The organism is Pseudomonas sp. H11T01 (assembly GCF_048515765.1).
GTDB lineage: Bacteria > Pseudomonadota > Gammaproteobacteria > Pseudomonadales > Pseudomonadaceae > Aquipseudomonas.
The window spans coordinates 25,413-38,251 of the sequence record NZ_JBLYED010000035.1 but is presented as its reverse complement, the minus strand read 5'-3'; the positions used below and the strand labels follow the sequence as shown (position 1 = coordinate 38,251).

11 protein-coding genes are annotated in these 12,839 nt (G+C 58.6%); all 11 read left to right on the top strand.

Annotated elements, in window-relative coordinates; all coding sequences use genetic code 11:
* Positions 1 to 6: 6 nt before the first annotated feature.
* The gene (locus ACN1C3_RS29785; protein WP_419119296.1) at positions 7 to 735 is read left to right on the top strand and encodes a cephalosporin hydroxylase family protein; all 729 of its coding nucleotides are present in this window, start codon (positions 7 to 9) and stop codon (positions 733 to 735) included.
* 55 nt (positions 736 to 790) lie between these two features.
* On the top strand, positions 791 to 3,721 hold the full coding sequence (locus tag ACN1C3_RS29780; protein WP_419119295.1) for a TIGR00180 family glycosyltransferase: 2,931 nt from the start codon (positions 791 to 793) through the stop codon (positions 3,719 to 3,721).
* A 28-nt stretch (positions 3,722 to 3,749) separates the two neighbouring features.
* Entirely contained in the window at positions 3,750 to 4,751 is a 1,002-nt protein-coding gene (pseB, locus tag ACN1C3_RS29775; protein WP_419119294.1) for a UDP-N-acetylglucosamine 4,6-dehydratase (inverting), read from the top strand.
* Complete coding sequence (pseC, locus tag ACN1C3_RS29770) at positions 4,748 to 5,905, top strand: UDP-4-amino-4,6-dideoxy-N-acetyl-beta-L-altrosamine transaminase (RefSeq protein WP_419119293.1); 1,158 nt, start codon at positions 4,748 to 4,750, stop codon at positions 5,903 to 5,905. The genes pseB and pseC overlap by 4 nt, the downstream gene beginning before the upstream one ends.
* Before the next feature lie 35 nt (positions 5,906 to 5,940).
* Entirely contained in the window at positions 5,941 to 6,561 is a 621-nt protein-coding gene (locus tag ACN1C3_RS29765; RefSeq protein WP_419119292.1) for a pseudaminic acid biosynthesis-associated methylase, read from the top strand.
* Positions 6,558 to 7,265 (top strand): pseudaminic acid cytidylyltransferase, encoded by a 708-nt coding sequence (pseF, locus tag ACN1C3_RS29760; RefSeq protein WP_419119291.1) that lies wholly within the window; start codon positions 6,558 to 6,560, stop codon positions 7,263 to 7,265. The genes ACN1C3_RS29765 and pseF overlap by 4 nt, the downstream gene beginning before the upstream one ends.
* Entirely contained in the window at positions 7,262 to 8,767 is a 1,506-nt protein-coding gene (gene pseG / locus ACN1C3_RS29755) for a UDP-2,4-diacetamido-2,4,6-trideoxy-beta-L-altropyranose hydrolase (protein ID WP_419119290.1), read from the top strand. Before pseF ends, pseG begins: the two co-directional genes overlap by 4 nt.
* Positions 8,760 to 9,824, top strand: a complete 1,065-nt coding sequence (pseI, locus tag ACN1C3_RS29750) for a pseudaminic acid synthase (protein WP_419119289.1) — start codon at positions 8,760 to 8,762, stop codon at positions 9,822 to 9,824. Before pseG ends, pseI begins: the two co-directional genes overlap by 8 nt.
* A gap of 229 nt (positions 9,825 to 10,053) precedes the next feature.
* A complete protein-coding gene (locus tag ACN1C3_RS29745; protein WP_419119288.1) occupies positions 10,054 to 10,980 on the top strand; it encodes a ketoacyl-ACP synthase III in 927 nt (308 codons plus the stop codon).
* Between the two features lie 84 nt (positions 10,981 to 11,064).
* Positions 11,065 to 12,357: a motility associated factor glycosyltransferase family protein gene (locus ACN1C3_RS29740; protein WP_419119287.1), complete on the top strand. Its 1,293-nt coding sequence runs from the start codon at positions 11,065 to 11,067 to the stop codon at positions 12,355 to 12,357.
* Complete coding sequence (locus ACN1C3_RS29735) at positions 12,354 to 12,626, top strand: hypothetical protein (RefSeq protein ID WP_419119286.1); 273 nt, start codon at positions 12,354 to 12,356, stop codon at positions 12,624 to 12,626. Before ACN1C3_RS29740 ends, ACN1C3_RS29735 begins: the two co-directional genes overlap by 4 nt.
* The last annotated feature ends 213 nt before the right edge of the window (positions 12,627 to 12,839 follow it).

The window sequence follows — 12,839 nt, the reverse complement described above, 5'->3', positions numbered from 1 at the left end:
GTTTGTATGAATCCTCATGAGCAGTTTCGTGAAGAAGTAAGCCAGAACATCGAAGGCTTGCAGCAGGACAAAGAACTTCAAGCCACGTCCCTGGACTGGGTCGGTGTTACGGCAAAGCACAAGTACACCTACAACTTTAGCTGGATGGGCCGGCCGATCATTCAGTTTCCCCAGGACATGGTTGCCATGCAGGAAATTATCTGGGACCTGCGCCCGGATGTGATTGTCGAGACAGGCATCGCCCATGGCGGCTCACTGGTGTTCTACGCATCGATGCTTGAGCTGATCGGCCATGGCGAAGTGCTGGGTGTCGATATCGATATTCGCCAGCACAACAGAGAAGCCATCGAGATTCACCCGATGAGCAAGCGGATTCAGATGATCCAGGGTTCGAGCATCGACCCGGCGATCGTTGATCAGGTTCGTGCGCGCGTTGCCGGCAAAAAAGTACTGGTGGTGCTCGACTCCAATCACACCCACGAACACGTCCTCGAAGAGCTTCGCCTGTACGCGCCGCTGGTGTCGATCGGCAGCTACTGCGTGGTGATGGACACCGTGGTTGAAGACATGCCGCAGGACGCTTTCCCGGATCGACCATGGGGCAAAGGTGATAACCCGAAAACTGCGGTCTGGGCTTATCTGGAAGAGAACCGGGATTTCGAGATCGACTCGGCGATCCACAGTAAATTGTTGATCACCGTCGCGCCGGACGGTTATCTGCGTCGGGTTCGGTAAGCAACAACTTCACTGTTGAGTTCTTTGGTCAATTAGCCGCTCGTGGGGAAAGTTTATGCAAGGCAAGTACGGTTCTGAACACGGATTACCACTGAACGAGCTGTTGACAGTGGTGCTGATCACCCACAACCGTCCCGCATTTGTGCGCAGGGCGGTGAAGTTTTACAGCGCCTTGCCTTGCAGGATTCTGGTGCTGGATTCTTCGACCCAGGCCACCGAAGGCATTGACGGTGCTTACCCTTGTGTCGACTATCAGCACCTGCCGCAGTACGGCTACTGGGGCATTCGGGCCAAGCTCAACTACGGCGTGCAGCAAGTCACCACACCTTACATGGTGTTTGCCGCCGACGATGACTTCATCGTGCATGACGCCCTCGATGCTTCGGTCTCGTTCCTGGAAGCGAACCCGGACTACGGCATGTGCCATGGCTATTGCCTGATGTACCTGGCGTTGGCCAACAGCGTGAGCTACTACCGTCGGGACAAGAAGGTCTGTGAAGACTATTCGTCCGAGCGCGCTCAGGATCGTGTCATCGATTTCATGCATCAGTACATTCCGCCGTTCTATGCCGTTCACCGCACCGCGCTGTTGCGTGACTGGTACGCGGTCATGCCAGAGGACACCATCTTCGAGTGGCAGGAAATCGGCCATGCGTACTACATGCTGGCAAGGGCCAAGGCGCGAATCCTGCCGATCCCTTATGTGGTGCGTGAGGTCAATTACCTGGAGTCGGAGCACAACACCGAGATCTACAGCACTCTGACCCTCTGCGATGCGAAATCGGTGGCGGATCGTGAGCGGTTCGCCCAGTTGCTGTCGACGCTGCCGAGCTCCCAGACGGGTCTCGACCCGGATCAGGCCAAGCAGTTGGCACTGGACAGTTTCGAGGCGATGGCCGACTGCCTGCGCACCGGCCGGTCGCTGACCGCCGAGCCGATTTTCGAGTCGCGCTGGACCAACGTGCAGAAGGGGCCGGACCGCCGATTCGGGCTTTTGCAATACGTTGAATTGCCTTACTACAATCAGGCGTTCTTCGACCTGTTGAGCCAATTCGAGTTTCTGCTGCACGCCATGCCGGCCGGCCGCGTTCAGCTTCAGGGGCTCGAAGGTATCTGGACCCAGCAGGAAGATATGATGCGGCCCCGCAACAACGACACCGCCGAAAGCGTTGTCGAGCGGCTGGGGTACGCGTACGACAGCAGCCCATTCAACCGTCGGGTGGTCAAGCGCCTGGCGCAACAGTTGGAGCTTCTGGGGAACGCGGACGAAGCGCGGGACATGTTCGCCTGGGCCGAGCGTCTGGACGCGGTATCGACTCAAGGCAATGACCAGGCGTTCGGTGCCATGCTCTCCGGTCGCTTGCTCAAGTGGCTGGCGGCGCGCACCCCGGACGCTGACGAGGTTGCCGCCACGGCACGCTATCTGGCCGCCCACGACGGAGGTCCACAGTTCGGCATTCTGTTGTTGGACCTGGACAACGACGCGGCCAAGCTACAGATCACCCTCGACAGTCTGCTGGAAGGTCAGAGTCACGCATTCAAGATCGTAGTGTTCACTACCGGCGAGCCGCTGGCGGCGACTACGGTGCACAACACCCTGCACTTTGTTCGCGTCACCCAGGCCAATTATGTCGACAAGCTCAATCAGATTGCTCGTCAGTCACCTTGCGACTGGGTGCTGCTGGCCGAGGCTGGCGACGAGTTCACCGCCGGTGGTCTGTTGCGCGCCGGCCTGGAACTGCTAGCCGCCCCCGAATGCCGAGCGGTGGCCACGGATGAGATTCAGCGTGACGCCAGTGGCGCATTGGTCGACGTGTTCCGTCCAGGCTTCAACCTCGACTTGCTGCAAAGCTTTCCTGTGCTGATGGCACGGCACTGGCTGATCCGCCGGGATGTGCTGCTGGAGGCGGGCGGTTACCAGGCCGACTTCAGCAAGGCACTGGAGTTCGACCTGCTGCTGCGCATCATCGAGCAGGGCGGCCTGGCCTGGCTGGCCCACCTGGACGAGCCGCTGTTGATCGCCCGGGCGCCAGTGCTGGAAGAAAATGCCCACGAACGTCAGGCGTTGATACGTCACCTCGCGACCCGCGGCTACAAGGCGCAAATCAGCTCAGCCGAACCGGGTACTTATCACATCGATTACCGCCACCCCGAACGTCCGTTGGTGTCGATCATCGTTCCCAGCCAGGACAACCTGCAGGACTTGCAACGTTGCCTGAGCGGCGTTCTGCAGAGAACCCGCTACACCCGTTATGAAGTACTGATCGCCGACAACGCGAGCCAGTCGCCCGAGGTCACGCAGTGGCTGGCCGGCCTGGGACAACCGGGTGACAAGGTACGTGTTCTGCGGTCCGAAGAGCGCCTGAGTATGTCGGCTTTATACAATGCGGCCAGTCAGCAGGCTCAGGGTGAATACCTGGTGCTGCTGGCGGCGGACAGTGAAGTGGTCAACCCGAACTGGCTCGAATCCCTGCTCAACCAGGCGCAGCGCCCGGAAGTCGGCGTGGTGGGTGCCAAGCTGGTCGACCGCGACGGCAAAGTGACTCAGGCCGGGTTGATTCTGGGTATGAACGGCGGCGTCGGTTCGGCCTTCGTCGGCGATCCGAAGAATGCCAAGGGCTACCTCAATCGTTTGGTGCTGGAGCAGAACTATTCGGCCGTATCGGCTGTTTGCCTGATGATCCGCAAAGCGCTGTTCGAGGACGTCGGCGGGCTGGACGAAAATGCTTTCGCCGAAGCGTTCAGCGATGTCGATCTGTGCCTGAACGCGGCCCAGGCCGGCTATCTGGTGGTCTGGACACCGCAAGTTCAGGTTATCCACCCAGGCAACCTGCCCGACGCACCGCACGCCCTCCAAGCCTTGCGCGAAAAGTGGGCCGGGCCGTTCCAGCACGATCTGGCCTACAACAAGAACCTGGCCCTGACCGGCAAGGGCTTTACTCTCGGTGACGCCTCCAGTGTGAACTGGCTGCAGTTGCTTGCTTAAGCTTGGCGGACAGGTAAGGACTCACGGCATGTTCAACGGCAAATCGATGTTCATCTCTGGCGGCACCGGCTCGTTCGGTCGCAATTTCATCCGCCGCTTGCTTGAGCAATACCAGCCCAAACGAGTGGTGGTGTTTTCGCGGGACGAACTCAAGCAGTACGAGATGCAACAGACGTTCAACGCACCGTGCATGCGCTACTTCCTGGGCGACGTGCGCGACGCCGAACGTTTGCGTCAGGCCATGCGCGGAATTGACTACGTGGTGCATGCCGCGGCCCTCAAGCAAGTGCCAGCGGCCGAGTACAACCCCTCCGAATGCATCCGTACCAACGTAAACGGTGCGGAAAATATCATTGCGGCGGCCATCGACAATGGCGTGAAAAAGGTCATCGCCTTGTCCACCGACAAAGCGGCGAGCCCGATCAACCTGTATGGCGCGACCAAGCTGCTGTCGGACAAATTGTTCGTCGCGGCGAACAACATCGCCGGCGACCAGCAAACCCGTTTTGCCGTGGTGCGCTATGGCAACGTCGCCGGTTCCCGTGGCTCGGTGGTGCCGTTTTTCAGCAAGTTGATCGCCGAGGGCGTGCGGGAGTTGCCGATTACCGATGAGCGCATGACCCGCTTCTGGATCACTCTGGATCACGGCGTGCAGTTCGTTCTCGACAGCTTTGCCCGCATGCACGGTGGCGAAGTCTTTGTGCCGAAGATCCCATCGATTCGTATTGTCGATCTGGCAAGCGGCATGGCCGGGCATCTACCGCTCAAAAGCGTCGGGATTCGCCCGGGTGAAAAACTTCACGAACTGATGGTGCCCCTCGACGATGCGCGGATGACGCTGGAATTCGACGATCACTACACTATTCAGCCGTCGATTCGCTTTACCAGCGTCGACGTCGATTTTGCCGTGGACGGTTTGGGTGAGCAGGGTAAACCGGTAGGGGAAGCGTTCGAATACCGCTCCGACACCAATCCGCAATTCCTCTCGGTTGGACAGATCGCCGAGCTGCACGCTGAGCTGTCGACATGATTCCGTACGGTCGACAAAGCCTGGATCAGGCGGATATCGATGCGGTGGTTGCCGTGTTGCAGTCCGACTGGTTGACCCAGGGCCCGACCATCGAGCGTTTCGAGCAGGCAATGGCTGCACGTTGCGAGGCCGGTTATGCGGTGGCGGTGTGCAACGCCACTGCGGCCTTGCACATTGCCTGTCTGGCGGCCGGGCTTGGGCCGGGGGACCGACTCTGGACCACCCCGAATACCTTTCTGGCCTCGGCCAACTGCGGTCGTTACTGCGGAGCCGAAGTGGACTTCGTGGATATTGATCCGCTGACCTGGAACCTCGATGCCAATGCATTGGCGCTTAAGCTCGAAGCGGCAGAACGCGACGCAACATTGCCCAAAGTACTGGTGGTGGTGGCCTTCTCCGGACAGAGCTGTGACATGCAGACCATCGGCACACTGGCTGAGCGCTATGGCTTCACGGTGATCGAAGACGCTTCCCACGCTGTCGGTGCTTCTTATGCCGGGCGTCCGGTAGGTTGTGGTGAATTCGCGGCGATGACGGTGTTCAGTTTCCATCCGGTGAAAATCATCACCAGTGCCGAAGGTGGCATGGTGTTGACCAATCGCCCGGAATTGGCTGAACGCCTGCGTCGTTTGCGCAGCCACGGCATGACCCGCGACCCGGCGCAGATGACGGAGCCGAGCCACGGGCCCTGGTATTACCAGCAGATCGAGTTGGGCTTCAACTACCGGATCACTGACCTTCAGGCTGCACTGGGGCTGTCGCAACTGGGCAAGCTCGAAGGCTTTATCGCTCGACGTCGTGAGTTGGCAGCTCGTTATGACCGGTTGTTGGCGGATCTGCCGTTGACACTGCCAAGCGCTCAACCCGGTGCGCAATCGGCCTGGCATCTGTACGTGGTGCGTGTGCAGCTCGACCGGATCACGCTCACTCATCGCGAGGTCTTCGAGGCGCTGCGGGCGGCGGGGATCGGCGTTAATCTGCACTATATTCCGGTGCACCTGCAGCCGTATTACCGCGAGCAGGGGTTTACTGAAGGTGACTTCCCTGAAGCCGAGCGCTACTACGCGCAAGCCATCAGTTTGCCGATGTTTGCGGCCCTGACCGATGAGCAACAGGATTACGTGGTCGAGCAGTTGCGGCGCACCGTCGGCTGAACAACTGCCCCATTCGCTTTTGATAAGAGTGATCTATGCGTGAAGTAAGTGAGCAGGAAGTTTTCTGGCAAGGCGACTTCGGCGATGACTACGTGGCTCGTAATCAGGGTCATCAGCTGGTTGCGGCCAATCTGGCATTGTTTTCCAAGGCGCTGGCGCGCACCGCCCGGATCGACAGCCTGATCGAACTGGGGACCAATACCGGGAACAATCTGCAAGCGCTGCATCAGTTGCTACCGGGCTGCGCCTTGCAGGGGGTCGAGATCAACGCCAAGGCTCACGCCGAAGCCCAGGCGCTGGGCATTGCCGATATCTGGCAGGGGTCGTTGTTCGATTATCCCCGTGAGCGGACCTTCCAGCTGACCTTGAGCAAAGGGGTGCTGATCCACTTGGCTCCCGAGCTATTGCCAGCGGCCTACGCACAGCTCTATGAGTTGAGTGGGCGCTATATCCTGATGTGCGAGTATTACAACCCGGCACCGGTCGAGGTGCCGTATCGCGGCAATAGCGGGAAGTTGTTCAAGCGCGATTTCGCTGGCGAAATGCTCGATCGCTACACCGATCTGCAATTGCTCGACTATGGCTTTGGTTACCACCGTGATCCTCAGTTTCCCGTCGACGATATCACCTGGTTTCTGCTGGAAAAGCGCAAATGAACAGGGTCGCAATCATCCCCGCCCGAGGTGGCAGCAAGCGCATTCCGCGCAAGAATCTCAAGCTGTTCGATGGCGAACCGATGATTGCCCGTTCGATACGTACCGCGCTGAGCTCGGGCTTGTTCGAGCAGGTCGTGGTCAGTACCGATGACGAAGAGATTGCCGCGCTGGCACGGGCCTGTGGTGCGCAGGTGCCGTTCATGCGGCCCGCAACGCTGGCGGATGATTTCACCGGAACTGCAGCGGTGATCGTTCATGCCTTGAATACACTGCATGAGCAGGGGCAGAACTTCGATTACGCCTGCTGCATCTACGCGACCGCGCCGTTACTGCAAACGCGGTATTTGCGTCAGGGACTGGACGTGCTCGAACAGCATCCAGAGAAATCTTTTGCCTTCTCACTGTGCGGTTTTGGCTTCCCCATTCAACGCGCCTTGACCATTGATGCCCACGGCGCTCTGGCTTCGCTCTATCCAGAGTTTCGCGAAACCCGCTCCCAGGATTTACCCGCCGCTTATCAAGACGCCGGACAGTTTTACTGGGGCCGAACCGAGGCCTGGTTGCGCGGCGATGTCTTGTTTTCTGAAAAAAGCCTGCCTGTCATTTTGCCTCGACATCTGGTGCAAGACATCGACACAGAAGAGGACTGGACGCGCGCTGAGTACCTTTACGCCGCCTTGAAGGCCGGTGGAGAGCTTTCGTGAGAGTCCTGATCCGTGCCGATGCATCGCTAGTGATAGGCAGCGGCCATGTGGCGCGATGCCTGACCTTGGCTAAGGTACTTCGCCAGTACGGCGCGCAGGTGGCGTTTGCCTGTCGTCGGCTACCTGGCAACCGCCTGGAAAATCTGCAAGCCCAAGGATTCCAGACCTTCGCCTTGCCTGATGAATATCCGCTGGAGCATCCCGAACAGGGCATCGAGGCGTTGTTGCCATGGCAGGCCGAAATAGCCGCGCTACAGGACGTTCTAACGTCACAGGCCGGCTTCGACTGGATCATCGTCGACCACTATGGTCTCGATCATCATTGGCAAACCGCTGCCCGGCAATGGGCGAAACGGATCGCGGTGATCGACGATCTGGCCAATCGGCAACACGCTGCCGATCTGCTGCTCGACCAGAACCTGACGGCAACGGCACAAGCCTATGGGCCATTGGTTGATGTCCGATGCCGGCAATTACTCGGTCCACGATTCGCCTTGTTGCGCGATGAGTTCCGTCGCGAGCCGGTGCTGATCAAGGAACAACCGCGTCGGGTATTGGTAAATTTCGGCGGCTTTGACGCCGTCGGTGAGACCCATAAAGCAATGTTGGCGCTGACTGACTTCAGCGAGTTGGAAGTCGATTTTGTTGCGGGCGTCGACAATCCGGCCTGGATGCAGATGCAGGCGATGGCTGCCAGTCGACCCAATTGGCGTCTACACCGCTATGTCAGCGATTTCGCCCGATTGATGGCAGAGGCCGATCTGTTTGTCGGCGCCGGTGGCGGTACCAGTTGGGAGCGCGCAGCTATCGGCTTGCCGACGATCTGCATCGCGGTGGCCGCCAATCAGCAACTGAATGCCGAGCGCCTGGCGGCCGCTGGTGTCCATGTGTATCTGGGGACCTGCGAGCAAGTCAGCACTCCGCAGTTGCGCCAGGCGATTGGCTTTTTGGTGGGCAATTATGGTTTACGGCAAAGTCTGGCGCAGCGGTCTCGGCAGCTAGTCGATGGGTTGGGTGCGCAGCGTGTGGCGGTCGCGTTGTCTGGAGCCGCTTTGCAGTTACGCCAAGCCACGATTGAAGATGCGCGACTGCTGTTTGATGGGCGCAATGCCGAGTCGGTTCGTCGTTGGGCCCTGCAGTCTGAAAAAATAAACTGGGAAAGCCATCAGGCCTGGCTCGCGGCAACACTGAGTAATCCGCAGCGCTTGCTGTTGATCGCTCACGCCGCTGACGGTCCTGTGGGTGTGCTGCGCTATGACCGCGACCAGGCTCAGGCCGAGGTGTCGATTTATCTGTTCGAGGGGCGTTCGGGGTTGGGTTGGGGCAGGGCGCTACTGGCGCGAGGCGAGGCGTATGTTGTCGCTCACTGGCCTGACCTACGCATCATCACGGCTCAAGTGCTGGCGGCCAATCAAGCGTCACTCACGTTGTTTCGCCACGCCGGCTACCAGCAAAGTGCCTGCGAATTCAGGCGGGTTTTAAAGGATCATCCGAATGACTAGCTTCAGGACTAGCTTCAAGATTGGCTCGCGCTCGATCGGTGCTGACGCGCCGCCGTTCATCATCGCCGAGATGAGCGGCAACCATAATCAGTCGCTGGAACTCGCGCTGCAGATCGTCGAAGCGGCGGCGAAGGCCGGCGCCCATGCCTTGAAGCTGCAAACCTACACCGCCGATACCATGACCCTGGACCTGGATCACGGTGAGTTCTTCATCAAGGACCCCAACAGCCTCTGGGCCGGTTCTTCGCTGTATGCGCTGTACGAAAAGGCACATACACCCTGGGAATGGCATGCGCCAATTTTTGCCCGGGCCAAAGAGTTGGGGATGCTGGCATTCTCGACGCCCTTCGATGAGACCTCGGTAGATTTCCTCGAAAGCCTGGACGTGCCGGCGTACAAAATCGCCAGTTTTGAAAACACCGATTTGCCGTTGATTCGTCGGGTCGCCGCCACCGGCAAGCCGTTGATCATCTCCACCGGCATGGCCAGCATCGCCGAACTGGACGAGACCGTCCGCGCAGCCCGTGCCGCGGGCTGCAAAGATTTGGTCTTGCTCAAGTGCACCAGCACCTACCCGGCCTCCCCAGAAAACAGCAACGTGCGCACCATTCCTCATCTGCGGGAGCTGTTTGGCTGTGAAGTGGGGCTGTCCGATCACTCAATGGGCGTCGGCGTTTCAGTGGCGGCGGTGGCGCTTGGGGCGACGGTGGTGGAAAAACACTTCACCCTGGACCGTAGCGCTGGTGGTGTGGACGCAAGTTTTTCCCTGGAACCGGCCGAGCTGGCCAGCCTGGTAGTCGAAACCGAACGCGCCTGGCAGGCCATGGGCCAGGTGCGTTATGGCGTGAGCGAGGCGGAGCAGAAGTCGCTGGTGTATCGCCGCTCACTGTATGTAACGCGGGATATGGCGGCCGGTGAAGTCTTCAATGGGGATAATCTGCGAGCCATCCGTCCGGGACTTGGACTGGCCCCCAAACACATCGATGCCGTCCTTGGGCGACAGGCTCGACAGGCTCTGAAGCGTGGAGCACCACTGGACTGGTCGCTCGTCCAATAGCAGCTTGTGTGGTTGATTCGGCATAATAGAGTGACCTGTGAGTCATAACGCGCATCTTCACTGTATTGTATTCGTCGGGAAGGTGGCGCCTGGCCTCTGATTTGGCCCAGTGATAGCCTTTTGCTCTTCCCGCTGTCGCCTTCTTGGGGTGACGTAAAATCTCTGTTTGTCGGCGCCCCTCGATTCCTGCGAGCGGTGGTATTGGGCTGTTTATTATTGGGAAGCCGTAATGATTGGCATAAAAAGCATTGCGAGCTACGTGCCCGTAGCCGGCGTAGACAATTACGCGCAAGGTGCAAAATTCGACAAGGATGAAGAATTCATTTTGGGGAAAATCGGTTCCGCCTTTCTGCCGCGTAAAGACGCCGGGCAGGAAACGTCGGACCTGTGTGTCGAAGCAGTCAATGCACTGTTCGCCAACAATCCCGAGCTCAAGCGCGAATCCATTGACGTGCTGATCGTCGTCACCCAGAACGGTGATGAAGAGGGGCTGCCGCACACCGCAGCCATCGTTCAGGACAAGCTGGGTCTGCCGACCACCGTAGCCGCCTTCGATATTTCTCTGGGGTGCTCCGGCTATGTCTACGGCATCTATGCCATTAAAGGTTTCATGGAAGCCACAGGCCTGAAAAATGGCCTGCTGATAACCGCTGATCCGTATTCGAAAATCGTCGACCCGGAAGACCGCAACACCACCATGCTCTTTGGTGATGCTGCAACGGCCACCTGGATGGGCGAAGACGCACCCTGGCAACTGGGCAAAGCCAAGTTCGGGACTGATGGTTCTGGTGCGCCGCACTTGAAAGTCTCCGATGGCGTGTTCTTTATGAATGGCCGTCAGGTGTTCAATTTCGCACTGTTGAAAGTCCCTGCGCATTTGCACGAACTGCTCAGTGAGTCTGAGCTGCAAGCCAGCGACATTGACGCGTTCTGCATCCACCAAGGCAGCGCGGCAATCGTCGATGCGGTCGCACGACGTTTCGAAGGCGAGCCCGAGAAGTTCATCAAGGACATGGTCGAGACAGGTAACACCGTGTCGTCCAGCATTCCGTTGCTGCTAGAGAAACATGTGCTCGACTCGACCTGGAAGCGCGTGGCAATCAGCGGTTTCGGCGTAGGTCTGTCCTGGGGTTCGGCTATTCTTCAGCGGACTTGATGGGCAAAACAGAAGCACAAAAAATAGCGCTCCAAGGTGTAACCTTGAGCGCTATTTTTTTGCATGAATGAAGAGCGAGGCAGCATGAGCGAGAGCTTTCATTGCAATGCCCAGGTGATACAGAATCGTTGGCCGGCGCTGTTCACCCGTCTGTTGGATGAAGACAGTGAAGCTTTGCAGGCCGATTTGGTGGAGGGCCTGGGTTCGACCTTGAGCATTGCCGGCATTCAGCTCACCAGTCGCCACGATCGTACCCTCGAGGCTCGGCTACAGGCCGGCAGTCTGCCTCCCGAGAGTCCGGTGCTGCATGTCTATGGCACGGGGCTGGGCGACCTGCAGCAAGTGCTGCTGGAGCGGCCGACCCTTCAGCGTCTGTATGTTCATATCCTCAATGGCGCAATTTTCTCGTTGGTACTGCAGTTGCTCGATCAGCGGCAATGGCTCAGCGATCCGCGCGTCGAGCTAATGTATGCAGGGGACTTATCAGACATTCGGCTGCCGTTTTTTGTGTTGCCCTCCGAGATGGTGCTGGCAGATGACTTCAATGCCAGAATCCGGGATCGACTGGTCAGCGAAGTGCACTTGAGCTTCAACAATCGCGAGTTCGATCCGAAATCCCCACAGATCATCCAGCGCCTGCAGGACAGCCTTGAGCTGGTGCGCAGCGATCGTGATGTTGCTGAGCTGTTCGGCTCGCGGGCGGGCCAGGAAATCTACGTGATTGCTACCGGGCCGAGCCTGGAGCAGCACTTCGATAAGCTACGGACTATTCGCGCCCAGGCGCAGCGGCCCTTGTTCATCAGTGTCGATACTGCCTACCGGCCGTTGATTGAAAATGGCATCAAGCCAGATCTGGTGGTGAGCGTCGATCAGCGGATCAGCGCCCGTCACTTGCCGCCTGAAGACTCCGACAACATACCTCTGGTGTATCTGCCGATGAGTGATCCACAGGTGATGTCGGCCTGGAAGGGGGGGCGCTACGTCGGCTACTCCGCCAGCCCGATCTATGCCGCGGTGCGTAAGCAAATCGCTAAAGCCGAACTCTACGTCGGCGGCAGTGTGATTCATCCAGCGGTGGATCTGGCGGTGAAGATGGGGGCAATGCAGATCACGGTATTCGGTGCCGACTTCGCCTTCCCAATGAACAAAACCCACGCCGGTTGGAATGATGGTGATCTGGGACCGGGCGTTAACCTGGCCAGGCACTGGGTGCTCGATGGCCATGGGCAGCGGGTCAAGACGCAGTTGAATTTCCGCCGCTACCTGAACGAGCTGGAGCGTTATATCGCGAGGCATCCACAGGTGCGCTTCTTCAATAGCAGTCGGGCGGGCGCGATGATTACAGGCACGGCGTTTAATCAGGAGTTCGTGCAATGAACCGGATTGAGCAGTGTGTTATCGACTGTCGGCAGTGTGCCGGGCTGTTCCGCCTGGGACGCGATGTCGAGGCGGCGTTGAACATGGTCGACGTCTTCGACGAGGCGCAGAAGCTGTTTAGCCAGACCTCGCCAGTTATCCAGCAGCAGTGGGGGCAACTCCTGATGCGCATACTGGCGTGTCAGCAGGCCCAGAATTGGTTAGGGCTCGCGGACTGCATGCAATATGAATTGGTCGAACTGCTGGAAACTGGTCTGATTCATCCCTGAAAAATCCTCTTCCGGCAAAGAGCGTTCTGCTTTCCTCATCCCTGGCAATTCTCTGGCGTCATTTTTCTTTTGCGCTCCTTCCCAAGCCTTTGTTTTGCGGGGGATGGCAGTGTGATGGCAATTTTTTTTCAAAAAGCCCTAAAGCAACCTGCTATCGCGACGATAACTATTACGAAGGTTCTCTAGGCCACACCCGGCGGTTGCCAGGGCCGG